The 26,843-nt window shown below is 65.1% G+C and carries 14 protein-coding genes and 2 pseudogenes; 11 read left to right on the forward strand and 5 right to left on the reverse strand.

The window, feature by feature from the left end:
- The first annotated feature begins 9 nt into the window (after positions 1-9).
- The gene (locus BDW16_RS10385; protein WP_066581562.1) at positions 10-12,018 is read left to right on the forward strand and encodes a LysM peptidoglycan-binding domain-containing protein; all 12,009 of its coding nucleotides are present in this window, start codon (positions 10-12) and stop codon (positions 12,016-12,018) included.
- Between the two features lie 193 nt (positions 12,019-12,211).
- Here the strand turns inward: BDW16_RS10385 and BDW16_RS21640 are convergent, their stop codons facing one another.
- On the reverse strand, positions 12,212-12,502 hold the full coding sequence (locus BDW16_RS21640) for a hypothetical protein (RefSeq protein ID WP_255265783.1): 291 nt from the start codon (positions 12,500-12,502) through the stop codon (positions 12,212-12,214).
- Positions 12,503-12,505: 3 nt separating this feature from the next.
- The gene (locus tag BDW16_RS10390) at positions 12,506-13,471 is read right to left on the reverse strand and encodes a thiolase family protein (RefSeq protein WP_241230436.1); all 966 of its coding nucleotides are present in this window, start codon (positions 13,469-13,471) and stop codon (positions 12,506-12,508) included.
- 385 nt (positions 13,472-13,856) lie between these two features.
- On the opposite strand from BDW16_RS10390, the pseudogene BDW16_RS10395 reads away from it, so the two are divergent.
- The 5 genes and pseudogenes from BDW16_RS10395 to BDW16_RS10415 form a co-directional block, all read left to right on the forward strand.
- A pseudogene (locus BDW16_RS10395) lies at positions 13,857-13,976 on the forward strand (IS5 family transposase); the annotation flags it as partial.
- 293 nt (positions 13,977-14,269) lie between these two features.
- Entirely contained in the window at positions 14,270-16,561 is a 2,292-nt protein-coding gene (locus BDW16_RS10400; RefSeq protein ID WP_083954464.1) for a TonB-dependent receptor plug domain-containing protein, read from the forward strand.
- 26 nt (positions 16,562-16,587) lie between these two features.
- A complete protein-coding gene (locus BDW16_RS10405) occupies positions 16,588-18,087 on the forward strand; it encodes an alkaline phosphatase D family protein (protein ID WP_066581555.1) in 1,500 nt (499 codons plus the stop codon).
- 27 nt (positions 18,088-18,114) lie between these two features.
- Positions 18,115-18,828 carry a LysR family transcriptional regulator gene (locus BDW16_RS10410; protein WP_169803340.1) on the forward strand — a complete coding sequence of 238 codons (714 nt, stop codon included), beginning with the start codon at positions 18,115-18,117 and terminating at the stop codon, positions 18,826-18,828.
- Entirely contained in the window at positions 18,819-19,031 is a 213-nt protein-coding gene (locus BDW16_RS10415; protein WP_125958772.1) for a hypothetical protein, read from the forward strand. Before BDW16_RS10410 ends, BDW16_RS10415 begins: the two co-directional genes overlap by 10 nt.
- A gap of 112 nt (positions 19,032-19,143) precedes the next feature.
- Here the strand turns inward: BDW16_RS10415 and BDW16_RS10420 are convergent, their stop codons facing one another.
- Positions 19,144-20,016, reverse strand: a complete 873-nt coding sequence (locus tag BDW16_RS10420; protein WP_066581547.1) for an alpha/beta fold hydrolase — start codon at positions 20,014-20,016, stop codon at positions 19,144-19,146.
- 2 nt (positions 20,017-20,018) lie between these two features.
- Positions 20,019-22,322: a TonB-dependent receptor gene (locus tag BDW16_RS10425; RefSeq protein ID WP_066581544.1), complete on the reverse strand. Its 2,304-nt coding sequence runs from the start codon at positions 22,320-22,322 to the stop codon at positions 20,019-20,021.
- 172 nt (positions 22,323-22,494) lie between these two features.
- On the opposite strand from BDW16_RS10425, the gene BDW16_RS10430 reads away from it, so the two are divergent.
- The 3 genes from BDW16_RS10430 (at position 22,495) to BDW16_RS21645 (ending at position 23,671) form a co-directional block, all read left to right on the forward strand.
- Positions 22,495-23,103: a TetR/AcrR family transcriptional regulator gene (locus BDW16_RS10430; protein WP_066581542.1), complete on the forward strand. Its 609-nt coding sequence runs from the start codon at positions 22,495-22,497 to the stop codon at positions 23,101-23,103.
- A gap of 107 nt (positions 23,104-23,210) precedes the next feature.
- Positions 23,211-23,420 (forward strand): hypothetical protein, encoded by a 210-nt coding sequence (locus BDW16_RS21950; protein WP_422396479.1) that lies wholly within the window; start codon positions 23,211-23,213, stop codon positions 23,418-23,420.
- A complete protein-coding gene (locus BDW16_RS21645; protein ID WP_371836741.1) occupies positions 23,333-23,671 on the forward strand; it encodes a tyrosine-type recombinase/integrase in 339 nt (112 codons plus the stop codon). The genes BDW16_RS21950 and BDW16_RS21645 overlap by 88 nt, the downstream gene beginning before the upstream one ends.
- A gap of 293 nt (positions 23,672-23,964) precedes the next feature.
- Here the strand turns inward: BDW16_RS21645 and BDW16_RS10440 are convergent, their stop codons facing one another.
- Positions 23,965-24,288: a hypothetical protein gene (locus BDW16_RS10440; protein WP_125958771.1), complete on the reverse strand. Its 324-nt coding sequence runs from the start codon at positions 24,286-24,288 to the stop codon at positions 23,965-23,967.
- A 134-nt stretch (positions 24,289-24,422) separates the two neighbouring features.
- Here BDW16_RS10440 and BDW16_RS10445 point away from each other — a divergent pair.
- Positions 24,423-25,579 (forward strand): annotated as a pseudogene (locus BDW16_RS10445) (IS110 family RNA-guided transposase).
- 398 nt (positions 25,580-25,977) lie between these two features.
- Positions 25,978-26,841 (forward strand): flagellar motor stator protein MotA, encoded by an 864-nt coding sequence (gene motA / locus BDW16_RS10450; RefSeq protein WP_066577925.1) that lies wholly within the window; start codon positions 25,978-25,980, stop codon positions 26,839-26,841.
- Positions 26,842-26,843 lie beyond the last annotated feature (2 nt).

Consider the following 26,843-nt stretch of genomic DNA (forward strand, 5'->3'; position numbering starts at 1 on the left):
GGGCGCGCCATGACGCTCGACCAGATCTTTCAGGCACTGCGCGGCGACATCGTCGATGACTCGATCGATCTGGTGACTGCCGCCACCGGAACGCTTGCTTCGATGACTGCGGCGCTCGACCTGCTGCAGCTCAAGACGCATTTCGTCGTGGCCAATGCGGTCCTGACCCAGCCGGTCAATCAGGTGCTGCTACGCGGCACCGCCCGATACGGTTTGCCGGGCGCGGAGGCGGCGGGCAGCCATATGGTCGATGTGGGCGTGACGCTCACCGTGACGCTCGACCAGAGCGGCAATGCGGTGTTCACGCTGAGCTTGCTGCCACCGCCGCAGAACTGGCATTTTTCCGATACCTTCGCCAACCTGCCCGACTGCCAGCAGATCGCACAGGACGGGCAGACGGTCGAGCTGGCACCGTCCTTTCTGATCGGTCTGCCGCTGCTCGACGCGGCGCTCACCGCCACCTCGGTTGCCGGCGCCAGCGCCACGCTTTCCGGCAGCCTGCCCCAGTCGGGGGTCTTTGCCTTGCCCGCCTATGCCGGTTTGTTCCCGGGCCGCTGGCCGCTGGCGGCGAGCGGCACGCTGACCTTGCCCGCCAGCTACGACCTGCCCCCCGATCTGGAGATGCTGGCGACCGTCGGCGGCAGCACGCTGCCGTTCGGCGACACGACCCTGTTCGACCTGGGCTTCGAGATCGAGATCCAGACCGGGTTCGATGCCGACAATTACGGCTATACCGCCGTCTCGATCCTCAGCCTGGCCGGCGTGGTGCAGTTCGATGCAGATCACCGGCTGCGCCTGATCGTTGCGATCATGACGGTGCAGTCGACCTGGCGGCTGCTGGTCGAAGCCGATCCGGATACGATCCGCATCGGCGACCAGATCGAGAATGTCGCGGCGCTGCTCGGGCTGACAGTCGAGCAGCTCATCTCCCCCGACACGCTCGATACCTTCAACGCCTTCTACCTCTCGTCCATCGAAATCTGGCTGCCGGCCTATCAGGGCAGCCTTCTGGACGGACTCGGTGCGCTCGCCTTCGACGTCTCGCATATCGGCGTGACGCTCAAGTCCGATCGGGTCTGGAACCCGCCCATTCCCTTTGTGCGCGTGATCGACACGGGCATGCGCTGGGATATCGGCTGGATGATCGGCGCGGACAACAAGCCCGAGATGTTCACCTTCGGAACCGTGTTTGGCGGGCTCAATGTCGGCGTTCCGGACGGGGAGGCTGCGGTGCGGCCCTCGGGTCGGAACCTGCCCCTGCTGTCGGGGCCGAATCCGGCGATGGGCGATGCGCGTGCGGTGACGGTGCTCGCGGCGGACGAGGACCCGGTCGACGGGCCGAACGAGGTGGACAGCTTCACCGTGGACCTGGCGGGCTACATCCCTTCCTTCATGCTGGAAGGGCGGCTGCGCACCAATGACCAGATCCCGATCGGCTATGCCTTCAACCAGTTCTTCGGCAACCCCGGTCCGCCGACGCCGGACGATATGCGGATCACCGCGTTTTCATTCCTGGCCGATCCGCTTCGCCTGACCTTCCAGGCCGAAGCCGTCGTTGCGATGAACTGGTCGATCCCGTTCACCAACTCGGTGAGCCTCGACCTGATCGGACTGCGCTTCAACATCGATGTGCGGCAGGCCGCGGTGGGCGGGTCGATTGCGGGCACGCTGCAGCTGACAGGCGGGGGCAGCGGCGTAGCGCAGCCGCAATTCACCGTCAGCGCCAGCTACCCGCCTTCGGGCCGCGGTAGTGAATGGACCTTCCGGGGGGTGTTGAACCAGAACGCGCCGCTCGAGCTGGTGACGCTGGTCGCGAATCTGCTGACCGATAACCCGCCGGACAATCTCCCGACGCTGAACGTCGAGACGATGGCGATCTCGTTCGGGTCGACGAGCAAGTCCTACAGTGTCGAGGGATCGATCCTGGCACGTTGGCAGTTCGCGCCATTCGGCACGCCGCTGACGGTTTCGGCGCGGGCTTCTGCCGCGATCTCGCGTCCGGACAGCAACACGAGCCCGACCGGCTATCTGGCGGGCAGCTTCGATATCAACCGGTTCGGTCTCTACGCCTCGCGCGATATCGGCGTCGAGTTCCCGACCTATACCTTCCGCGTCCTGTTCGGTGACAATTACCTGCAGGCCCAGACCGCCTGGATCGGCGAAGGTGAGGGGCGCCATCAGATCATCACGCTCCAGCTGAGCTCGATCACGCTCGGAGAGATTCTCGAATATCTCGTCAACCTTGCCGCTCCGACGCTCGGCTATCATTTGCCCCCGCCCTGGGATCTGCTCAATCAGGTCGATCTGTCGCGTTTCGCGCTCACGCTCGACCCTACGGAGCAGACGATCGCGCTGACTTATGACGTGAACGTCGATCTGACGATCTTCCGTGTCGACAAGATCGGCGTGAAATACAGTCGCAAGCAGGGCGAAGGCAGCGTCAACCTGATCCTGGAGGGCGCCGCGCTGGGCCAGGACTATACCGGTGACGATGCGCTCGACTGGGACGTGATCAACGACAGTCCGCCCGATCTGGTGCCGGCCAACACTGCCGTGATCGACCTGCGCTACCTGGCGTTCGGCCAGCATGTGAAGGTCAACAATATCGAGGGTCTGGATACTGTCCGCGCCGTGCTCCTGCAGATGGAGCATGCGATGAAGCCGGTATCGCCCGATCAGTCGCCGATCGGGCAGCCGGGCGCGAACGGCGTATCCTTCGACGCCGACAGCCAATGGTTGATCGGGCTCGATATCGGTATCGCCGGGGTGATCGACCTGGGGCTGATCTTCAACGATCCGCGGTTGTACGGCCTGTCGATCTCGCTCGGCGGGCCGGATGCTGGCTCGCTTGCCGGCCTCTACTTCGAGATTCTCTACAAGAAGATCACCGACTCGCTCGGCATGTTCCGCGTCGAACTGCAACTGCCCGAAGCGTTCCGCCATCTCGAATTCGGCGAGGTGTCGATCACCCTCGGCGTCGTGGTGGTCGAAGTTTACACCAACGGCAATTTCAAGGTCGATCTGGGCTTTCCCTATAATCGCGATTTCACCCGATCGTTCAGTGTCGAGGTGTTCCCCTTCATCGGCCGCGGCGGCATCTATTTCGGGCTTCTCGACGGTAACAGCTCCAGCCGGGTGCCGGCGATTACCAACGGCTTCTTTGCGCCGGTTATCGAACTCGGCATCGGTCTCGCCGTCGGTGTGGGCAAGGATTTCAGCGTCGGCGTACTGAGCGCAGGCGCGTTCATCGAACTGCAGGTCATCTTCGAGGGTGTTTTCGCGCGCTTCCTGCCGAGCAACGCCGGCGCGGACACGGCACTCTATTATTGGGTGCGCGGCATCGCCGGGCTTCACGGCAAGATCTACGGCCAGGTCGATTTCGTCGTCATCAAGGTGAACGTGACGCTGGAGGCGTCGGCGACGGTGACGCTCACGCTCGAATCGCACCAGCCGACCCTGGTCGAGATGGAGGTCGACGTCACTGCGCGCGCGACAGTGAAGATCCTCTTCATCAGGATCCATTTCAGCTTCCACGTGACGGTGTCGTTCGACTTCACCATCGGCAGCAAGTCGACCACGCCGTGGATCCTGGCGCCGGCGAACAGCGCAGGCAACCAGGGGCAGAGTCTGACCGCGCCGCGCGGGACCGTCGCGTCGCCGGGCTCGTCCGCCAGCCTCTATCGCTTGAACCGCGCCCGCCGCGATGTGCGCAGGGCGGTGCTGCGCAGCGCGCATCTGCGCAAACTGCATGAGGCGGGCCTGATCCCCGCGCCGGCGACACCGCGCAGCCTGATGATGGACAGGGCCAGGGACCGGCGCGGCAGGACCGGCACGCGGATGGCAGCCGTGCAGGGCGTTGGCGAGACGCTCAACTGGGATCCCGATTTCAAGGTCTTCGGCGAGGATTCTCCGCGCCAGATCCCGCTGATCCTGCTCCCGGCCTTCAGCTGCGACGATGTCGCGCTCGGCTGGTCGTCGGCACCTGCAGCGACGACCCCGTCCTACAAGATCGTCATGCAACTCTGGGCCGAGACCGGGACCGTCACCGATCCGGAAAGCATCGCGGACAGCTATCGGCGCCACACCGACACCAGCGCGCATGCCGAGAGTGTGGACGAGATGCCCGCGGCCGAGCTGATCGAGACGTTCCTGCGCTGGGCAATCTATGCGGTAACCAATCCCAAGGGCGGCACCGCGGAAGCCGACGTGACCGCCGGGCAGCTTTCCTATCTCGCGGATGAGATGGCGGCGGGCGACCCCGCGACGCGCACGGCCTTCACCTTCTCCACGCTCGACAGCTTCCTCGAAACGAATGTCCGCCTGACGGTTGGCGGCCAGCCGGACCGACAGTCCTCCGATCTGAGCGCGATGCCGGTGGCCGTGCCGCCGGTGTTCGGCTTTGCGTGGAGCGGCGACGTGTCGGGTTCGGTCGATCTCGCCACCTTCAACATGATCGGCCCGGACTATATCGCCGACGTCGCCGCCTATCAGCAGCGCTTCACCCCGACCGCGGCGCAATCCAGCGCCGGGCCGAACGAGGCGGCAGCCACGGTATCCTTCGCCAGCCACATGTTCTCGGACTGGTGCCTGATGCTGACGCGCTCGGCCGTGGATGAGGCGCAGAAGCAGCTTGCACGCTGGGACGTGCGCCCCGCGGCGGTGACCAGCCTCGATGCGATCGCCGGCACCTTTACGAGCACCGATGTCCCCTATGCCGTGCGCGACGGCGATACCTTGGATTCGGTGGCGCTGGCGCTCGGCGTGACCACGGAGGATCTGCTCTATCTCAACGACGGTCTGGCCACGCTTTTGAGCACGACTGCGGCTGGAACGGAAATCGACATCGTTCTGGGCGTGGCGCCTGAAGCGATCGCGCTCGACAATGCCGATCGCACGCTGGTGCCCGGTCGATACACCGTCGATCACATCGCCTATCAGGTCCGCGCCGGGGATACGCTGTCGGGGATCGCGACCAGCTTCGGCCTGGCCGGTCCGACCAGCCTGCTGTCCGACCCGACGCTTGCCGTCAATCCGGCCTTGCTGCGTACCGATGCGGTCTTCACTGCGCCGGCGACGCACTATACCGCGCCCGCCGGGTTCAGCGCGCTCCAGTCCGCCTCCTTCTTCTTCGCGCGCTTCCAGGAGACGCGCACGCTGCCCGACCGGCAATGGTATGTCGATCTGATCCTGCACTGGAATGCGCAGGCCCTGAGCGATCAGCAGCCCGGCGATCCGATCGCGCCGGGGATAGGGCTGAAGCTGCCGGTCGCGCTCGGCGATCTCACCGAACCGGCCCAGGCCAATTATACCAGCCAGGTCGGCGACAGCGTCAACGCCATCGCCGCCATGGCCGATCTCGCGCAGAACTACGCGTCCGGGACGGCCGCGACGGTGCCGGGCTGGGCCACCTATCGCGATGCGATGGTCGCCGCCTTCACTGCAGGATCGGGCGGCGCCGCGGCGCCCGCGCTGGTTCCCACCGTCGTGACGATTCTGCCGGGCGAAAGCCTCGATCATCTTGCCCGCCGCAGCTACATTTTCGGCGGGCAGGGGACGCCCGACGTCGCCGGACTGATCGGCTGGATTGCCACCGCACCCGATCTGCTCGCGGTCCACGCAGCGCTGGGTATCGACGGGTTCACGCTCGACACCAATGTCTATCCCAGCTTCAATTCGGTGTCGCAGGCGCTCGCGCTGGACATCGCCGAACTTGCCGGACAACTGGCCACGGACGATCTGGTGCCGGTACTTGCCGACGACGAGCCCGCCTGGGTGGTTACCGACGTGCCGGTCGTCGAAGTCGACGTCCTTGTTCCGCTGATCCTCGCCGGCAAGAGCTTCACCGACATCAGCGCGCAGAGCAGCCGCCAGCTCATGGCCGGGCTGCGTCTGCCTGCACCGGTTGCGGAAAAAAATGGCGATCCGCCGCGTGCGACTGGCCCGATGACGGCGATGGCTGCGCTTGCGGGCCAGCAGTTCACCGGGCCGCCACCGGGTACCGGCACCACCCCGGCGATCACGATCGCCGCAACGCTCGACACGGGCTATGGCTGGATCGGGCTCGTCGACAGCACCTCCGCCGATACGGGCGAGAGCCGCGACGCGCTCGCCGCCCGGGCGTCCGCCGCGCTGTCGAGCAATCGCCGCCTGACGCGCAACGCCGCAGCAGCGCCGAAGGCGGGTGCGATCCTTCAGCTCGACAGCGTTTCGCAGCTCGATTTCACCTACACGCAGACCGAACTGGGCAACCAGTATCCTGCGGCGGCGATGACCATTGCACCGTTCGCCGGCCCGGCTGCGCTGCCGCTTACGGCCGAGGTGCCGGTGACCCACGGCCTTTCGAACCGGATCGAGCTGCAGGTGACCTCACCGCTCGCCATTCCTGCCACGGGCACCGCCCCCAAGACCGGCAACCCCAGCCTCTGGCCCTTCTCGGCGACCGTGCAGGCACTTGCGCTTGCCGGCGCATCGACGCCCTATGAGCTCGTCAAGTCGGCGCCGGAAGGGGTGGCGGGCAGCGAGCCCGAGACGCTGCTCTCGTCGAGCTACGGCACGTTGTTCTCGGCCAAGGTCAAGACCCTGCCGGGCTCGCGGACGCTCTACCAGCTGCTCGGCACCGACGATGTCCAGCGTCAGACGCTGCTGCACCTGTGGCAATATCTCGCGGAGAATGACAGCCCTGCGCCAACGCTTTCGCTGTTCGTCTCGCCCGATCCCGCGGCCGCCAATATCCAGGGCCTCGCCCAGGTCGCGCTCGACGATCCGGTGTCGGCGATCGTGAAGACCAACCTTTCCACCCAGACGGTGCCGGGACTGGCGGACGTGCATCCGCAGCTCCGCGCCCAGGCAACTGCGCCGCGTGACGCCCAGCCGGTCTATGCAGCCGCGCTCGACGACATACCGGGGTTCCTCAAGCTGCTCTGGGAAGGCGTCTCGGTGGGCGGAGCCGGCTATTATCTGACGCTGCAGGACGCCAGCGGCGGCGGGCTTCCGGCGACGATCTTCACCGGCAATGGCGAGGCGCTGATCTACTTCCTCGTCATCGCCGGCGCGCAACAGGGATCGGCGCCGGCGGGGCGGTCGCTTCTCCCATTCAACACCTGCGCGCTGATCGGCCCCGGCCTCGATGCCTCGGCCTCGACCGTCTATCTCGAAGCCGCCGACGGCAGCGACATGACGCGCATCGCCACAGTGCCGCCGGGCAATGCGGGCATGAGCATGGTGATCCCGATGGCGCCGACCGATCCGGCTACGGCTGCCGATCGGACGCTGCAGCTCTTCTCGATGGCAAGTTTCGGCGTCGGCCAGCCCGGTGCGACCTTCTACGCGGACCGGCCCGGTATGCCGGTCACCCCCGAAGCGAAGGACGATCCGGAATTGACTGCGGCGGCGCGCCAGCGGCTCGCCCGCCGGGCGCGGGCGCGCGGCGCGCTCTATGAGGATCCGGAGCCGACGCGCTGGAGCTACAGCCAGGCATTCCCCGTCGCGCAGATGGGGCCGGTTTCGAGCGCGCCCGCCGTGTCGGGGCTGCCGCTCCCGGCCGCGGACCCCTATCGCGGGATCAACGCCGGAAGCACGCTTGCCGAAGCAACGCTCAAGGTCGGTTTTCTCGATATCTTCGGGAACGCGACAGCGCAGGATCAGGCCAAGTCGATCGACCTCCCGATCGGCTATACCGACGTGCTCGTGCCCTTTGAGACATGGCCCGCGCTGGCGACCGGCTTTGGGCTGGCAACGGGTTCCGTCACCGGGACCGTCGCCATTGGGGTCACTTTCGCAAGCCAGGCCGGGGTGCTCATGCCCGCCTTGAGCGGCCCGGCTGAAAGCGCGGTGGCGGCGGCGGAGAATCAGGCCGCGACCTATGAGACGGTCTATTATCAGCTCTCGCAGCCATCGCTCACGCTGGCGTTCGCATCGACCCTCTACACCCAGGCGAGCGGCACGAACGCTGGACGACCCCAGCCGGTCGATCTGTCTACGCAATTGCCCGCGCTCTGGCGGTTTGCCGCAGCGAGTCTGCTTTATGCGCGCGCGGTGGCCGGGCTTCAGCCGGAGCGTCCGCTGGCGGCCGGCGCGCAGACGATCGGCGCGTTGACCCAGACCTATGGGATCGGCAGCGACGTGCTGGCGGCGGCGCAGGTCAACGCACGTGCCTATGACATTCTCGGCGGCCAGGTGCTGACGATCCCCGCGCAAGTGCCCTTCGCCGAGAACCAGACCGCCAACGCGATCCAGGCTGTCGTCCGGCCGGGCTGGCCCCAGCCCGCATCCGGTTCGGGGCTGCTCGCGCTGCCGCAAAATGCCGATCACCTGCCGCTGCGCCCCGGCAGTTTGCTTGCGATCCGCGACCGGTCGGTTCCCGTGCCGCCGTCCGATCCGGTGCCGTCACTCGGAACGATCGCCGGGCAGGCGGGCAGCACCGCGCCGCTGCTGGCCGAGGACAACCACGCCGCCACCGACATCCTGGCGGGCGGGGTCACTCTCATCTTCGATGGACTGACCGTCACCACCGCGGCGCCGGGCACCGCCGGCGTGCGCAGCTTCGACGACATCGTCGCGGCCTTTGCGGGGCAGGGGGTGATCGTGTTCGTCGGCGACGTCGGCGCGCAACTCGCCGACCAGACCGGCACGCTGGTGGCGGGCAGCACGATGGTCGCCAAGCGCTATCTGGTGCCGCTCCCGACAATCGGCGAACCCTATGAGACATTGGCGAGCAACGGCAGCGGCGCCGCGGTCGCGGATTTGGCTTCGCTCAACGCCGCCACCGTCAACATCTTCGACACCGGTGCGCTGGTCTATCTCGGCGACTTCCCGGGCAGCCCTGCGGCGCAGGAATCGAGCACCACGACACTGGCCGAATTCTGCAATCAGTACGGGACGACGCCGGCACTTCTGTTCGATGCGCTCGCGCAGCAGACGCCACAGCCGACCTTGCCCGAGGGAGAGGCGCTGACCATCCCGGGCATGCTCGCACTGCCTCAAGACGCGGCCTCGCTGCGCATTCCGTGCCCGGTACAGGCCTCCGATACGCTGACCGGGATCGCTGGCCGCTTCGCCTATCCCAGCAACGGGCTCGACCAGCTGGGACTCGACAACGAATATATGCCGGGCCTGTTCGTGCCGGGTCAGACGGTGACGGTCAGCGCGGGCGGCAACAGCTACGATACGACCACTCAGGCGGGCGACTCGATCGGCTCGGTGCTCGCGCGCCTTCAGGCGAAGTCGAGCGATGTCACCCTCGCCATCCTCATGACCTCGATCGGGCCACAGACAGGGTTGCTTGCCCAGGGGGCATTGCTGTCCTGCCCGCCCGCGGTAATGCCCGGAGCGGCAGGCACCGCGCTTTCGCCCGTCCAGGCAGCAGCGGCGTTCGGCATCGACGACGCTGCCTTTCTCGCCGCCAATGCCGGGCTCAAAGGGTTGCTCAAGTCCGGCGTGACGGTGAGCGGCCCCGGGCCGAACCCGGTGACGGTCGATACGGCGCCGCAGGACAGCATCACAGCGCTGCTCGCGCGGATGGCGGCGGCGGGCGCACAGATCGATGTGGCGCAGCTCGCCCAGATCAATGGCGACCTTGCGTTCCTCGCCGCCGGCGCGCTCGCGCTTCTGCCGCCGGTGCCATTGACGATGGCCGTGTCGGTCCCCGCCGCGGCCGGGCCGTTCGCCGATCCGGTCGTGCCGCTGCAGGTCGCACTCACCCTTGCGCGTCCGCCTTCGCGGATCGACCCGGCCTTTGCAGCGGGGAGCGATGTCGAGACCTTCACCAGCCGTATCGGTGCGCCCGTCTCCTCGTCGGGGGCAGGTGGCGGCAAGGGTATGGATCAGGACAGTTTCGGGACGCTGCTCGCGCAGCTGTTCCCGACCCTGCGCCTGGTGACCGGCCGAGTGGCCGGCGCGACCGACGAATTGTGGTTCCTGCCCTTCGATGCTTCGGGAATCTCGACGCTCGACGTGGAAGGTGTGTTCGATCCGCCGGGGGGGCAGGGTGGCAAATGGCCCCGCTATTTCGCCTTGCGGCCGCTCTACGGGCGACTGGTGTCACTGCAGGGGATCCAGCTGCCGTCCCTCAATCCCGACGGCACGCTCGAGCACGATACGCCGCGTTCCGATCTCATTGGCATCGATGTCGAGCCGATCGCCCAGCGTATCCTCCAGGACGTCGATCAGTACCTTTCGGCGCAATATGCCGGTCCGCTCTATGCCGATGCCGCGGTGCGGGCGTCGCTGCTTTCGGTGATCGCGAGCAAGCGCGTACTGGCCTCCGCTGTCGCCAATGGCATCGCGCCGGTCTTCGAGCAGACCGATCCCGGCCTGAGTTCCGCCATCCGCGCCGCCGCGGCCCAGCTTCGCCAGGCGTTGTCGGTCAGCCTTGCTCAGGGCTATTCGGTCTCGACAATCCTGCAATATGTCTCGACCTGCAGCTCGGCCTGGACCGGCGAAAGCCCGCCGTCTCCGGCGCGCCTGCTCGGCAATGCCGTCGGGCGGCAGGACGACGAGAGTTCGGCCGGAATGCATTATGCGATCACCGCGGCCAAGACCCGGCTCGATGCGGCGAGCGACTATGTCAGCTTCCTGCTCACTCTGAACGATCCGGCGCATGCGCAGGAGATCGCGCTCGATCTCGACTATGCCTTCAGCAATCTGGAGTTCGACATCGATCCGATCACCGTCGATGTGGCGACCACCTACGACGCGTCGGACTGGCTTGCCTTCACACCGGTGCTGACGCCTGCGACGATGCCGCAGGGCACCACGACCAGCCTGGGCAGTGTCCAGGTGCCGATCCCCCTTCGCGCCTTCCCGCAATTGCCGACATTGCGGGGACAGATGGTGGGTAAGGACCCGGTGACCACGCTCGCCGAGGCGGCGCTGTGGACCTATGGGCTGCGCTATTCGCACGAACATGCGAGCCAGGACGACGTGCATCTCGAGGTGCGCTTCAACCAGCCGCCGGGGGGGGCGGCCAAGCTGGCCGAAGCGAGCGACGCGCTGGCGACCGCCCTGATCTCGTACAGCGCCGTGGGGACGGGGCTGTGGGACATGCTCAGCTTCTATGCCGATCCCACCAAGGGCGATGCGCAGACCGCGGCGAACGCCGCGGCGAGCTTCGCGAGTCTGGCCGCCACGATCGCTACGGCCTGGCAGGCGCATTGGCCCGATCTCGAACAGCTGCGGCTGATGGCGGCTTCCGCTGCGGAAGATGTGCCGCCGGGCCTGTTGCCGGCTGTCTATGACTTCGGAATCGAGCTCGACTATGTGCAGGAGATCGGCGGTCCGGTGGCGGTGAGCGATGTCCGTGTGACGTGCGGCAGTGCCGGTCCGGGACCGTCCGGCGAGTGGCCCGAGCTCGTCTTCCGCACGGTCGACGGCGTGCCCGTCAATACTAGCCGGAGCGCGATCTCGTCGACCGAGAGCCGCTACACGCTCGAGCGGCAGGTGCCGGCGGGAAGCTACGCCGATGTGACGTTGCTCTGGCACGATATCGCGATGGCGGCCTATCAGAACGCCACCGCATCGCTGATGGTCACGCGCAACCAGAATCTGTCGGCCGACTTCACGACCAATCCCGATTTCGTCCTTTCGACAGACCAGGTCAGCGCCGCCTCCACGGTGACGCCGATCAACAGCGAGGACATGCGGTTCGACATTACCGCGCTCGGTTCGGACCTCGGCTCGGCATTGACCGCGGCGTTCCAGGCCCTGTTCGGTACCACGGGCTATGTGGGGCAGCCGGTGACGCTGGCGCTAAGCTACGGATATGAGTTGCTGGCCGATACGGGTGAAGCGCCGCTGGTGACCTATCTGCCGATCGCGCTCTACCCCGATCAACAGCTTGGCGCCACGACCGGGGCCACGATCCAGACGGCTGTCGACGGCTGGATCGACGCTCAGGCCCCGAGCCGCAATGGTGGCGAGATCGTTGTATCGCTTGCGCTCTATTCGCAGATCCAGAACCGCGAAAAACTGACCCTGCTGACGATCGAGCGTCTGGTCTATCGCCTCGCCGGGAGTAGCTGAATTCTGAGTCTTGTAGTTGGGGTGGGATGACGGGCATCAGGTGTTTGGCGCCGCCACGCGCCGCTTCGAATCCAGCTGCCCGAGCCTTTGAATCCCTCGGGATTCGGCTCCAGCGCATCGAAGATGGACGGGGCAGTTCCCCCGACCGACTGCTGCGTGCGCAGGAGCCGTCCTGCCAGCTATGGCTTCAGGATCACGGCCGCCGCAGCAACGTCACCGTGCCATGGCATCCATCGGCGCATACGCTGACGATCGCCAGTGATCCCGAGGGCATGTCCCACAATTCCTTGACGGCCTGGCTGAGGTCGCGGGCGCCGGTTGCCGCGAAGGTATCGCCGATCGCGACCGATCCGCCATTCGGATTGACCCGGTCCCAGGGGAAGGGGCCGCACTCGAAATCCACGGCGGCGCGCTCGCGGGTCCAGCCGGGATTTTGGAGCGCAGCGACATTCGCCGGCACCTGCGCGGCGAACGCTTCGTGGATCTCTCACAGCGCGATATCCTCGTAGCGCAGCCCGTGCCGGGCGAGCAGCCGCGGGATCGCGAAGCTCGGCGCCATCAGCAGACCATCGACACCGTGGTCGACCGCTACGATCTCGTGATCGACCAGCTCTGCATGGCGCGTGCCCTCGGGAAGCCGGGCCAGCCCCTGCTCGGTCGCGACCCAGCAGGCTGCGGCGCCGTCGGTGATCGGCGAGCTGTTGCCCGCGGTCAGCGACCCCTTGCCCGACTTGTCGAAGGCGGGCGGGAGGGCGGCAAGCTTCTCGGCCGAGTTATCGGCACGCGGATTGGCGTCGCGCGCGAGCTCGGAAAGCGGAATGACAAGATCGTCGAAGAAGCCCCGCTCCCAGCCCGCAACCGCGCGCTGATGGCTCTTCAAAGCCCAATCGTTTTGCGCCTCGCGCGTGATACCCCATTGCTGCGAGGTCTCTTCCATATGATCGCCCATCGTGCGACCTGTAATGCGGTTAGCCCAGCCCTTGACCGGCAGGGTCAGGTCGTCGGCGGTCAGCGCCTGAAGAGCGGCGGCGGCGGGCGGGTCGGTACGAAACAGCTTCACGATCCGCTTGGATGCGTCGAGCTTCAGGCCGATCGGCGGATTGCTCATCACCTGGGCGCCGCCGACCAGCGCGAGATCGACCGAGCCGCCGAGCATGCCGGCGGCGGCGAACGCCGCGATCATGCTGGTCGAACGGGCGAGCACCGCCGAGAAGGTGGGAACGGTCGGGTCGAGCTTCGCATCGAGCCAGACCTCGCGCCCGATATTGCTCCAGCCGAGGCTCGGGATTACCGTGCCCCAGACGAACAGGTCGGGACGCGTCTTTGCCGCCATGGCCTGCACTAGCGGCACCGACAGGCTGATCGCGTCATGATCGGCAAGCGCCCCGCCGCCGCGCCCGAACGGGGTGCGAAGGCCGGAGGCCACAAAGATCTTTTTGTGCGAACGCTGCATGATTGATCCCCTGGACATCGGTGGGACTGTTGGCGACTGCTGACGTGCCTGGCCTTCTCCGGGAAAACGTCATCGCATATCGCAGACTTGGCTTATGATTGAAGCGCCATCGTTCATGGTGTCTGCGGATCCGGGTTCCACTTTCCGAAGCGCAATCGGGCAAGCCAATATAAGGGGCACAGGGCTAGTATGATTACGGATGTGAATTGCGCACCGCTCTGCCGGACCCAGACGGGGAATACTTCGACCTGACCATGAAGAACGCCGCCGCAGTCATCATGAGCGCTAGGCACATGCGCCAGAGATGCCGAGCAATTCGGTCGCGTCCTCTTATCCCACCGCGCAGGATCACTTTGAGATCAAATGGGCCTCCCAGCAGTGCTGCATCGAGATCATGTTCGGCCGTATGAAGGACTGGCGCCGGGTTGCGCCCCGCTACGATCGATGCCCAACCGCCTTCTTCTCCGCCATCGTGCTCGCTGCCACCGTCATCTTCTGGCTATGACCATGCGTCCTGACCTTAGTTCAACCAACTCTATGTGATTTCATTCGATCGCCGACATTCTGACGAGACCGAAACTCGGGCCGCTCCTCTTGTCAGCACCGCTTGAACTATCTTCCGCACCTCGGGGCTGCACCATTGCCTACCGTGAGTGGCGGTTCCTCTCCGTCCCACCTCTATGTCGAATGACCTGTCGCGGTGTTGCGCGTAGGGCAACAGCTGCGTCGCTTTTCGCGATAACGGGCGATGCTTCAGCACCGTAGGGACCGCGCGATCGCAACATTCAGGGGGCGCGCGTGATCCGGACCATCTTCCTCGTAACAACGACATTGTGGGCTGGGTCGGCCACGGCGCAGCAGGCGCCGAACGATACCGCGGCCGGCCAGGAAATCATCGTCACCGGCACGCGCTCGGCGGGTCGCGCGGCGATCGAATCGTCCGCGCCGGTGGACGTGGTCACCAACTCGGCGATCGAGGGCACCGGCTATCCCGACCTCAGCCGCGCGCTCAACTTCCTCCAGCCCTCGGTTAATTTCGCTCGCGCAGCGACCACGGCGAGTGCGGCCAACACCCGGCCGATCACGCTGCGCGGTCTTTCCCCCGATCAGACCCTGGTGCTGGTCAACGGCAAGCGCCGGCACGCCAATGCGGTACTCAACGTCAACAACAGCATCGGTCGTGGTGCAGCCGGTGTCGACTTCGATACCATCCCCGAAAGCGCGATCGAGAGGATCGAGATCCTGCGTGACGGCGCCGCCGCTCAATATGGATCGGATGCGATCGCAGGCGTGGTCAACATCATTCTCAAGTCCAATGCCCGCGGCGGCTCGGGCAGCGTGCTCGGCGGCGTTACCGCAGAGGGCGACGGGCTGAACGGCATGGCGACCGCCAGCGCCGGCTTCGGATTGGGTAAAGGCGGCCATCTAACCGTGACCGCGCTCGCCCGTCACCAGGAGCCAACCAACCGCGCATTTACCGACCAGCGGTTCGGCCGCGTCACCTATCGCATCGGCGATCCACTTGCCACAATAGCGAGCCTAACGCTCGATGCGGGCGTGCCGGTCGGCGATTTTAAGCTGTACGGGTTCGGCACCGTCACCCGCAAAGTGTCGAACAACGCCGCCGGCTTCCGCGTTCCCGGCTTTTCGCCGCTTTATCCGAACGGCTTCCTGCCGATCATCGAGCCGACGATCTGGGATGTGGGCGGCACGATCGGCGTCCGGGGGCGTTTCGGCCCTCTCAAAGCCGATCTCAGCCAATCCTACGGTCACAACAAGGCGGATTTCCGGGTGTTCGATACCGCCAACGCGTCGCTCGGGCTCGCCAGCCCGTCGCGCTTCGATTCGGGGGGCGTTACCTATCAGCAGCATGTGACCGACTTCGTGCTGGCATTGTCGCTCGACGGGGTAATGGCGGGTGGCAATATCGCTGCAGGCGCGCAGTACCGGCATGAAAGCTATGCGATCCGGAACGGCGAGCCGCTCGCCTATGCCGGGACGGGCGCGGACGGCTTTGCAGGTTTCAACCCGCGCAACCCCACCGATGCCGGTCGTGACGCCTATGCTGGCTTCCTCGACATCGAGCTGCGTCCCGTCCAGCCGCTGCTGATCGGGGGGGCGCTGCGTTACGATCGTTATGACGATTTCGGGGGGCAGATGACCTGGCGCGCGACCGGCAGGCTCGATGCCGCGCCCGGCGTCGCAGTACGTGCTACCTTCGGGACCGGCTTCAAGGCGCCGTCGCTCCAGCAGCAGTTCTACAGCGCGGTGCAGGGTGCGCTGAGCGCCGGCGTGCTGGTCAATGTCGCCACGCTGCCGGTGTCCGACCCGGTCGCCCGCGCGCTCGGTGCGGCACCGCTCAAGCCGGAGCGCTCGCGCAACTTGACCGCCGGTGTGGTGTTCGGGCCGTTCGAGGGGTTCACTTTCACCGCCGACTATTTCCACATCCGCATCCGTGACCGTATTGCGCTCAGCGAGCAACTCGGCGGCGGCGCGGTCAATGCGATCTTGCGGGATGCGGGCATCACCGGCTTCAGCCAGGTACGGTTCTTCACCAACGCAGTCGACACCACGACCAAGGGTGTCGAGGTGACCGCGCGATGGCAGGGTGCACTGAGTCCCCAGACGCGGCTGTCGGTCGCAGCGGGCTATAGCTGGCTCGACAACCGCCTCGACACCCTGCGTCCCAACCCGGTGCTGCCTGCGCTGCCGCTGCTCGCGACCAAGTCGATCCTGTTCCTGACCCAAGCGCAGCCGCGCGCCAAGGGCACGGTCCAGGCGAACCTGACGCATCTCCGGTTCGAGATCACCGCCGGCATCACCGCGTTCGGCACCTACACCTCGGCGCCGCTGGTCAGGGCGCAGACGTTCGGCGGAAAGGAATCGGCCGATCTCTCCGGCGGCTACGCCTTTGCCGATGGGCTGCGTTTTCAGCTCGGTGTCCAGAATCTGTTCGACGCGCGGCCGGACACGATTATCGACCAGGCGACCGCGATCGCCGCGACCGGGGGCAGCTTTCCCACCGGCGAGGAGACGCCGCTGGGACTCAACGGCCGCAGCTACTACGCGCGCCTGTCGGTGCGCTTCTGATGCTCGATCGGCGGAGGTTGCTTGCAATGGCGGCGATCGCGGCGGCCGCCGCGCGTTTCAGCTATGCCGGGGCGACCGCACGAGTTCGTGACGCCCGACCACGACAAACCCGCGACCCGTTCGCGCTCGGCGTCGCTTCGGGGGATCCGGCACCGGACGGCTTCGTGCTTTGGACACGTATTCTCGGCGTGGCGGAGGATGTCGCGGTCGCCTGGGAAGTCGCGGAGGACGAGGGGTTCAGGCGGATCGTGCGCACGGGCCGCGCGCTCGGGGCGAAAGGGCGTGCCGGCGCGGTGCACGTGCGATTGCAGGGGTTACTCCCCGGGCGGCGTTATTTCTATCGCTTCCATCTCGGCGACGCGGTCAGCCGGGTCGGATGCACCGCCACGATTCCTCAGGATCCCCGCGTGTTGCGGCTTGCGCTCACCTCGTGTCAGCATTGGGAGCAGGGGTGGTTTTCCGCCTATCGCGACATGATTGCGCAGCGGCCCGACGCGGTGCTTCAGGTCGGCGACTATGTCTATGAGAAGTCTTTCGGCGCGGGACCGGACGTGCGCGCATTCGACGCGCCCGAGCCGCGCACGCTGGAAGCGTATCGCGCGCGCCATGCGCTCTACCGCAGCGACCGCGATCTGGCCGACGCCCATGCCGGGCTGCCCTTCATCGTCTCATGGGACGATCACGAGGTGGAGAATGATTATGTCGCGGGCGAAGGCGTGGCTACGATCGATCCTGTCGCCTTTGCTCGACGCCGCGCCGCTGCCTACCAGGCCTATTTCGAGCACATGCCGCTTGATCCCGCGCGCCTGTTGCCGGGCGGGGAGGCGCGGCTCTATCGCCGCTTCGCATGGGGGCGGCTGGCGAGCGTTCATATGCTCGACACCCGTCAATACCGTACGCCACAACCCTGCGCGGCGGGGCAGCGCGGGGGGCAGATTATCCGCAACTGCGCGGAGGCCGCTATGCCGGGTGCCTCGATGCTCGGCGCGGCGCAGGAGGCGTGGTTACAGCGCGGGCTACGCCGGGAATCCACGGCCTGGACGCTGGTTGCCCAGCAGACCCTGTTCTCCCGCCTCTATCTTCCGCAGGGCCGGGACGCGGCCTATTCGGATATCTGGGACGGCTATGCCGCGGCCCGCGAACGCGCGCTGGCCGCGCTTGCGCAGCCGGCAGTGCGGAACCCCGTGCTGCTCGGCGGGGACGTCCATTCCTTCTGGATCAACGACGTGAAACGCGATTTCGCGCGGCCTGAGTCGGCCACGGTCGCCACCGAGATCGTCACCAGTTGCCTCGCGTCGCGCAATGGGCCGGAGGCGCTGTTCGGACGAGCGCGGTCGCTCAATCCCCATGTGCGGTTTCTCGATAACGCCCATGCCGGCTACGCCTTGCTGGACGTCACGCCCGCGCGCCTCATGATCGACATGCGCGCGGTGAACAGCCTCGTCGATCCGGACAGCGAATGCCGCTCGCTGACGCGTTATGCCGTCGAATCCGGACGTCCCGGAGCTGTTGTCACAATCTCGTGACACAGGGGCGCTAGCCGTGCGCGCATGTTGCGGCAGGCGCCTCCGCTCGAAGCGATCGAGATTTTCGTCGCGGCGGCCGGCGGCGCAAGCTTCCGGTCGGTGGCGCGCGAGCTTGCACTCAGTCCGTCAGCGGTCAGCAGACGCATCGCCGCGCTCGAGGCGTTTCTCGGCACGCGTCTGTTCGACCGGAACGGTCAGTCGCAGCGGTTGAGTGCGGCAGGCGTGCGCTATCTGACCGCGGTCGAGCCTGCGCTCGATGCGATCCGGCGCGCGACGGGGCAGGTCAGCGCGGATGCAGTGGGCCGCCTCACCATCGCAACATCGCATAGCCTAGCCGCAGCGTGGCTCGCGCCGCGGCTGCCCGAAGTGCAGGATCTGCTCGGGATCGAGGTCGAAATCCTGCCGTCACGTGACCCCGATGTGTTGCGCTCGGGCGAGGCGCAACTCGCGATCTGGGGCGGCATGGCGGCGCAGCCCGGCCTGACGGCGGAGCGCCTGTTCGATGCCGTGGCGATCCCGGCGGCCTGCTCACGGCGCGTCGAAGGCAGGCTTTGGTCGACCGCGGAGCTTGCGAGCCAACCGCTTCTTACTGTGCAATCACCCTCGCGTCTGTGGGAGCGCTGGTTCGCGGGCGAAGGCGAGGCGGGGCAGAGCCAGCTAAGGCAACGTGTGTTTCCAACGCTCCAGCTCATGTACGAGGCGGCCTGCGCCGGCGGCGGATGGTGCTGGCGATGCCCGTGATCGCCGACAGCTATCTGGCCTCCGGCAGGCTGGTGCCCGCGATGCGCGCGGCGCGTCAACTGGGCGAAGGCTATTCGCTGTTTCGCCCGATGCGTCGCAGCGGTCCCGGTGCCACAGAGCGGCAGTTCGCCGCGTGGCTGCGGGGCGCGATCAAGCGGTCGCAGGCAGAGTTCAACGAACGCGTCCAGCGTTCGCAGAGCTGAATGCTCGTGAATGTTTCAGAACGGTCGGCGGCGCTTCGCGGGACAGCTTCGCGCCTTCAGAGCGGGAAATGCCGGAGGAGGCTGATGCACCAAATTGCCACCTTGTAAAAAATCAGGGCAGTCTATCGAGAAACTCCAGAATCGCTTGCTTCGCTTCGTGTTCCGATAGCAGCGGTGCGTGTCCTACCCCTTGAACCTCGGCATAGGCCATGCCCGGTGCCGCGCGGCGCATCCTTTCGGCAATCGGCTGCGAAAGCAGATCCGAAAGCGCGCCGCGGATCAGCAGCGTAGGTCGTGTCCGCGCGAGCTTCAGGAACAGGATCCAGGCGAGCCAGGACCGGCTGGGCAGCGGCTTTGCCCTGAGCGGAACCGCGATCGATGGATCATAATCGAATACCGGACGCCCCTGCCGGTCCGTGACGCAACCGCGCTCGGCAAGCATTAGCCAGCCGTCTTCGGTGAGATTTGGAAAGGCGACCGCACTGGTGCGCTTCAAATAGGCAACCGTATCGGCCCATGTATCGAGCGTAACCTGCTGTCCGGCATAGCCTGCGATACGCGCGATCCCGGCGGGGTCGATCTCCGGCCCGACGTCGTTGAGGATCGCGCCGGCAACCGCACGTCCCCGCCGCGCCGCCATCATCATCGTAATGAGCCCGCCCATCGAGGTGCCGATGAAATGCGCGCGGGCGATGCCAAGTGCATCGAGCAACGCCAGCATGTCGCGCGCATAGACGGGCAGCTGGTAGCGCATCGGGTCGGAACTCCGGCCCGAGCGCCCTCGTCCGCGCACATCGACAGCGAGCACGCGCCGCCCCGACGCGGCAAGCAACGGGGCGAGTTCCTCGAAATCGCGCGAATTGCGGGTGAGCCCGTGGATACAGATCACCGGAAGCCGCGCCGCGCCGCCGGCGGCCGGGTAATCGCGCGCGAAGAGCGATACGCCATCGGGCGCCGGCCAGCGCAACTCGCCGAACTCCGCCATCGTCAGAACCGGTATTCGGCCGAGAAGCGTGCAGTGCGCGGCGGCCCGTAAAATCCGATCACCGACTGCGCGAACTGGTTGGACGGGAAGTTATAACCGCCGGTCCGATAGCGCACGTCGAACAGGTTGCGTCCGTGCACGCCAAGCCGCCAGCGCTCGTCGGGCGACGTCCATGTGACGCTGAGGTCGACGAGCGAATAGCCGTCCTGGTCGATCGACGGGATCGGTATCTCGAAGAGGTGCGTGTCGCTGCGGAACGATATCGAAGGCAATATCGCCATCCGCCCGCCCATGAAATCGGCCTGCCAGTTGAGCGAGGCGCTGCCCGTGAACTTCGGCGTATTCTGGAAACGCCGGAGATCGGCGACGTCGACATTCTGGCCCGTAGCGAGGTCGAAAACGATGAACTCATTGAACTTCGCATTGATGTACCCAAAGCTGAAGCTGGCGCTGAAATTGCGGCTGAGCACTGCCTGCGCCTCGATCTCCGCGCCCCAGATGCGTGAGCTGCCGACATTGTCCACGAAGCTGACGACGCCCGGTGGCGGTGTGACTTTGGGCACCTGCGTCGTTACCTGCTGCCCGGCATAGTCGGTGTAGAAGACCGCAGCATTCATCCGGAACTGGCCGTCGAGGAAATCGCCCTTGATGCCGAGTTCGTAGGAGTCGACGATCTCGGCGTCATAACCGTTCTTCGTCGCCGGGGTCGCGGTGGCGTCGCCGCGCATGTCGAAGCCGCCCGATTTGAAGCCCCGACCATAAGCGGCATAGATATTCACGTCGTCGCTGGCGGCATAGGTCAGGCTGACCCGCGGCGTGAATTCCTCGAACGTGCGGCTGTTGGTATAGTCGGTCAGGATTTGCGGCGCGTTGAAGGGCGGCGGCAGGATCGGGACATAGGGTTTCAGCAACGGGCTGCCGATCGTCCCGAAATAATTGGCCTTGAAGACCGTTCCGACCTTCTTGTCGCGCGTCCAGCGCGCGCCCACCGAAAGCTTCAGCCGTTCGGTCAGATTGTAGTTCAGGTCGCCGAAGATCGCGAAGCTCTGGGTATCGACCGACCCGCTGGTGAGTTGGGTCAGTGCGGTCCCGGCACTCGGCCGCGGCACGAGTAGCGTCTCGGGAACGAGGCCGCGGCCGAGGATCGTGTCGAACGCGCCCGATGCCATGGCATCGAGATAATAGACGCCGACCACACCCTGCAGAGCGTCGGTCTCGATCTGCGCCTGAAACTCCTGACTGAACTGGCGATCCTTATAGACCTTTCCCTTGGCCGCGATGTCGAGGAAAGCCTGAGGGGTTCCGTCGAAATCGATCCCCGGGCCGCTCGAATAGCCGTCGCGATAGGCGGTGATCGACTTGAGCGTGACCGCGTCGGATACGGCCCATTCGCCCGTCAGCGACATACCTTGCGTCACGACCTTGTTGCTGTCGCCGACCCCAGCGAGCGTGTCATATCTGCCCGGAAGGACCGCAATGTTGCTGTTGGGTTCGCGCAGTTCGCGATGGCCATGGTTGGCGTTGGAACGATCTTCGGTGCGGTCCGCCGCAAGCCGGATGAAGACATCCTCGGAGGGCGCGATCTCGACTGATACGCGCGCGGCGATCACATCCTTGTTGTTGGTATCGGCGCCGGTGAAATGATTCTTGCCGTAACCGTCGCGATTGTACCAGGCAAAGGCCGCACCGATCGAGATTGCATCGGAAACCGGCACCGCGATCGATCCGGTCAGATTATATTCGTTGTAGCTGCCATATTCGCCCCGCACCTTGCCGCTGAAATCATGACCGAGCCGCTTGGTCACATACTTGACTGCGCCGCCGATCGTGTTGCGGCCGTAAAGCGTGCCCTGTGGCCCGCGCAGCACTTCGATCCGCTCGATATCGAAGATGTCGAGAACTGCCCCTTGCGGCCGCGCGATGTAGATATCGTCGACATAGAGGCCGACGCCGGGTTCGAAGCCCCACAGCGGATCCTGCTGACCGATGCCGCGAATAAAGGCGGTAAGCGTCGAGTTGGTGCCGCGCGAAACCTGAAGCGTCAGGTTGGGCGTCGATCGCTGGAGCGCCGTGATGTCGGCCGCCCCCTTCTGATCGAGTGCATCGGCGGTGAAGGCGGTGACCGAGATCGGAACGTCCTGCAGACTCTCCTCACGCCGCCGCGCGGTCACGACGATCTCATCGACCTGGGCATTGCTGGCGCCTTCGGGGCCAGTCTCCTGCGCGGCGGCGGTCCCGATCTCCATCGCGCCCAGCGCCGCCCCGGCAAACAGCATGCATTTCAGCACCCGATGGCATTCGGTCATCAGATCATCCCTCCCATCCGAATCATTTGATACGATTCGGTATGAGATATTGATAATTGCACTGTTTCTCTTCAGTCAATGTCCATCTCGATGGCTATGAAATCTAATTCTATATCGGATCAAAATTCGGCTGGACGTTGACCCTGAGGATGGCGCGCCCTAGCCTCGATCAATGTCATTATCGCCTCTTCCACCCCAACCGGTACTTCCGGGTGCGGCCAGCGCCCCCGTCAAGCGCGGTCCCAAACCCAAAGTTACAGCCGAACGCTGGTTCATCGCTGCGCTCGAGCAGCTCGCGCTCGGCGGCATCGACGCGGTCCGCATTGAAGTGCTCGCGGAGCAGCTCGGCGTCACAAAGGGCATGTTCTATGCACGCTTCGACACGCGCGAGGTCTTTCTGGACGCCATGGTCGATTATTGGCGCCAACGCACAACCACAGGCCTTATTGCGGAATTGAGCGCAATGGACTCGGGCCCCGAAGACCGGCTCGCGCGGCTTTTCGCAATCTCGCGCCTGGATCGCACCCAAACGGGCGCCTGGGTGGAGGTCGCGATGCGTAGCTGGGCCCTTACAGACAAGCGCGCCAAGCGTGCGCTCGAAGAGATTGACCGGCACCGCTTGGCCTATTTTGAATCGCTGCTCACGGCAAATGGGGTGCCAAAGGAGCAGGTGCCGGCTCGCGCGTTCATGATCTACAGCTATGTGATCGGCGATACGTTGCTTTCGGGTGATCGCGCGGTGATCCGGAGCGTCTGCCAGACATTTTTGACCGCACCCTGAGGCATGGATTAAGTCAGCATGCGCGAACGGCCGATTGGCCGTCAAAAAACGGCCCAGTGCAATCGGCTTGCGGAATCTGGCTTTCGAAGCCGGAGACGGCGCGAAGGGTGCGGCAGCGTATAGAGACGGTGCTCGATTGGGCGTATGCGACCGAGACACCGAGGCGCCAATGCGCGCGATCACCAAGGGGCTGCCGCGGCAGCCCAAGAAGGACGGTCACTTCGCGGCCATGCCGTACGCGCAGGTTACGGCTTTCGTTGCCAAGTTGCGCGAGCGAGAGTCTTTCAGTCGCTTGGCGCGGGGGTTCGCGATTCTGACCGCCGCTCGTTCGGGCGAGGTGCATGGCGCGACGTGGCATGATATCAATGCTGGGGCGCGCCTTTGGACGATTCCGAAAGATCGGATGAAGACGCATCGCGAGCAGGTTGTACCATTGGCTAAGTCTGCGATGCAGGTCATTGAACGGTGCCAGGAACTCGGAGTTCGCGACTGTCCGCTTGTGTTCCCAGGGCTGCGAGGCTCTCAGTCACTTTCGGACATGACCCTTACAAAGCTGCTCAAGGAATGAAGCAGCCTTACACTGTTCATGGGTTCCGGTCGGCATTTCGAGATTGGGTGAGTGAGGAGAGGGGCCACTGGGCGAAATCGCTGAAGCGGCATTGCGCACGCTATATCTAACCGCACTGAGGCAGCCGATCGTCGAGGCAATCTACCGGAGAAGCGGGCGTGTCTGGTGGTGGATTGGGGTCAAGATTGCAACCATGGGACGAAAACTAGGTCGGCGAGGGATCTCCGACCTAAGCCGTAGACTCATAAAAGCGGCCTGTCCGGAAGCGACCCCATTGCGGACAAAGCTTCGGTTCACCAATCGCAGAGACGGCACCACGAATACGACCAAACGAAAAGCGCAAAGACCGCCGCTGGAACGTAAAAAAGCAGCATAAGCAGCTTGGTGGATGTCCTTTGCCTCAGCAGGAGGAAACCCGTGCAACCGGCGACGAGAGACAGCAGTAAAACCGGATAAAGCCAAGGGCTGAGCGGATTTGGATAGCTTGCTGCGCCGTTCCATGCGGCGAGGAAGGGATAGGATAGCAAGATAGGGCCGGCGAAGAGGATCGCGGTGCCAATCATCGGGGCGTAGCGAGCACGGCTGACCTTCATTGCAGCAGGATGGCTGATCAGCATCGTTCAGGCAATGTCGGCTTCCCACCCCATAGCGGACATTCGGCTCTCGTGCCGAAAGATCCCATGGCGAGGGTGGATAGCGGCTGACGCTCTGTCAGAGTGCGGTTGCTGACCCTAACTCTGTGGAGGCAACCATGCTTGTAGCAGATCGACCCCTCGCGCCCGTCGCTAGCCGGACTGATCTTGGCGCGATCTTCGTTTCGATGGAACTGAGTAAATCGACTTGGCTGGTGACGTCGCTATCGCCTGGTGCGGGCGAGCGGATGTCGAGGCACACGATCCGTGCCGGCGACGTCGCTGGGCTCTTTGAGCGTTTTGCCCAGCTGAGGGCGAAGGCGAAGAAGCGAGCCGGACAAGACTTCGCTGTCATCGTTATCCAGGAGGCAGGTCTCGACGGGTTCTGGATCCATCGTGTGCTGCAGGAAGAAGGGATCGAGAGCCATGTCGTCGACCCCGCATCGATCGCGACGTCACGTCGCCGGCGTCGTGCCAAGACCGACAAGATCGACGGCGAAGCGCTGGTGCGGGCGTTGCTTGCCTACAAGCGAGACGAGCCGCGTGTCTGCGCGATGGTTCGCGCGCCGAGTGTCGCCGAGGAGGATCAGCGACGCGTGAACCGCGAGCGCAGCGTGTTGATGGGCGAGCGCACCCGGCACATCAACCGGATCAAAGGCCTGCTCTTCTCGCAGGGTATCACAACTTATGAACCAATGCGCCGGGATCGGCGGAGCGGCTCGACGAGCTTAGAACGGGTGACGGTCATGCGCTTGCGCCGCACATGCGCGCTCAGATCCTGCGCGAGTTGGACCGGCTCGAGCTGGTCATCGCGCAGGTCAAAGAGCTTGAGGCAGAGCGCGACGCCGTTCTCGCGTCCGAAACGCGGGAGCGGCCGATGGCGATGCTTACTAATCTCAAGGGCATCGGCGCAGAATCAGCCGCGATCCTTACCTCGGAAGGGTTGTTCCGACACTTCGACAACCGACGCCAGCTCGCCGCCTATGCCGGCTTGGCGCCGACCCCGTGGCAGAGCGGATCTATCCGCCACGAACAAGGAGTCTCCAAAGCGGGCAATGCGAGGCTGCGAACCGCGATGGTAGAACTGTCGTGGCTGTGGCTACGCTACCAGCCGGACACCGGGCTCTCGCGCTGGTTCCATGAACGAGTGGAGCGCAACGGCGGCCGGCTCAAGAAGCCCATGATCGTTGCCTTAGCAAGAAAGTTGCTCGTGGCGTTGTGGAGATATGCCACCGCCGGCGTGGTCATCGAAGGAGCGATCATCAAGACCGCCTGATCGCCCGCTAAACCTTCCCCGGAGCCTGACAGCTCCGCGGATCCAGGATGCGAACCGAAACGGCTGTTGGCTTAAACGCCGCCTGAAAGACTGGTCTCGCTATCCTGCGCCCGACCCGCCGTACGCGGGATGATGGTCTTGCCGCCTGGCGGCAACCGTATGTGAGCTGGATACGAATCGAGCCCTCGATCCGCGTCAACAAAACGGGCCCACCTGGATCCGACAAAATGGAGAACGAAGATGCCTCCCTAATCGCCCTTGACCTGATCCCTCATCATGTGAGCGGCCGTTTATGGGTTCACGACCTAACCATATTCTAGCGCTTTTTCGCTCAAGTTCCGGGTCGCGCGGTCGTTTGTATCGGTAACCAAGCCAGCGCCGGGGGGCAACGCGAAGTCATGTTTCCAGCAATCGGTTTCGTCGTCCTCATCGCCATGGTGTTCGGCGGATTCGCCATCACCGGCGGCGCGCTCGAGCCTGTGCTGCACGCGCTGCCGCACGAGATGCTCATCATCGGCGGCGCCGCGCTGGGCGCACTGATCATCGGCAATTCGGGCCGCGAACTGAAGGCGCTCGGCGGCGGCTTCATGAAGGTGCTCAAGGGTCCCAAGTACAAGAAGCAGGATTATCTCGACGTCATCTTCCTCGTCAGCAAGCTGATGAAGATGCTGCGCGTCGACGGCCCGATCGCGCTCGAGCCGCATGTCGAGGATCCCAAATCCTCCGCCATCTTCGCCGAATATCCGCGCCTCCTCGCCGATCACACGCTCGTGGACCTGATCTCCGATACGCTGCGCCTGGTCGTCGTCTCGTCGGGCACGCTCGACGTGCATGCGGTCGAGGACGTGATGGACAATGCGATCAAGACCCACCACCACCATGTCGAGGAGCCGCAGCATGCGCTGCAGGGGCTCGCCGACGCGCTTCCCGCGCTGGGCATCGTCGCGGCCGTGCTCGGCGTCGTGAAGACGATGGGTTCGATCGACAAGCCGCCCGCGATCCTCGGCGCGATGATCGGCTCGGCACTCGTCGGCACCTTCCTCGGCGTGTTGCTCGCCTATGGCCTGGTCGGTCCCCTTGCGGGCCGCCTGAAGCAGATCATCGATGCCGACGCCGCGATCTACCACACGGTCAAGCAGATCATCATCGCCTCGCTCCACGGCCACCCGCAGCCGCTGGTGATCGAGGCGGCGCGCAGCGGTATCGCCCACCACAACCAGCCCGGCTTCGCCGAAGTGTTCGACGGCCTCCGCGGTAGATAAGC

It is taken from the genome of Sphingomonas koreensis (assembly GCF_002797435.1).
GTDB lineage: Bacteria > Pseudomonadota > Alphaproteobacteria > Sphingomonadales > Sphingomonadaceae > Sphingomonas > Sphingomonas koreensis.

Excerpts from the sequence above, each read along its gene's own strand:
- BDW16_RS21645 (WP_371836741.1), top strand. The coding sequence starts at position 23,333 with ATGCCGTACGCGCAGGTTACGGCTTTCGTTGCCAAGTTGCGCGAGCGA.
- BDW16_RS10385 (WP_066581562.1), top strand. The coding sequence starts at position 10 with ATGACGCTCGACCAGATCTTTCAGGCACTGCGCGGCGACATCGTCGAT.
- BDW16_RS10390 (WP_241230436.1), bottom strand. The coding sequence starts at position 13,471 with ATGCAGCGTTCGCACAAAAAGATCTTTGTGGCCTCCGGCCTTCGCACC.
- BDW16_RS10430 (WP_066581542.1), top strand. The coding sequence starts at position 22,495 with ATGTCATTATCGCCTCTTCCACCCCAACCGGTACTTCCGGGTGCGGCC.
- BDW16_RS10440 (WP_125958771.1), bottom strand. The coding sequence starts at position 24,288 with ATGCTGATCAGCCATCCTGCTGCAATGAAGGTCAGCCGTGCTCGCTAC.
- BDW16_RS10415 (WP_125958772.1), top strand. The coding sequence starts at position 18,819 with ATGCCCGTGATCGCCGACAGCTATCTGGCCTCCGGCAGGCTGGTGCCC.
- motA (WP_066577925.1), top strand. The coding sequence starts at position 25,978 with ATGTTTCCAGCAATCGGTTTCGTCGTCCTCATCGCCATGGTGTTCGGC.
- BDW16_RS10405 (WP_066581555.1), top strand. The coding sequence starts at position 16,588 with ATGGCGGCGATCGCGGCGGCCGCCGCGCGTTTCAGCTATGCCGGGGCG.
- BDW16_RS10420 (WP_066581547.1), bottom strand. The coding sequence starts at position 20,016 with ATGGCGGAGTTCGGCGAGTTGCGCTGGCCGGCGCCCGATGGCGTATCG.
- BDW16_RS10425 (WP_066581544.1), bottom strand. The coding sequence starts at position 22,322 with ATGACCGAATGCCATCGGGTGCTGAAATGCATGCTGTTTGCCGGGGCG.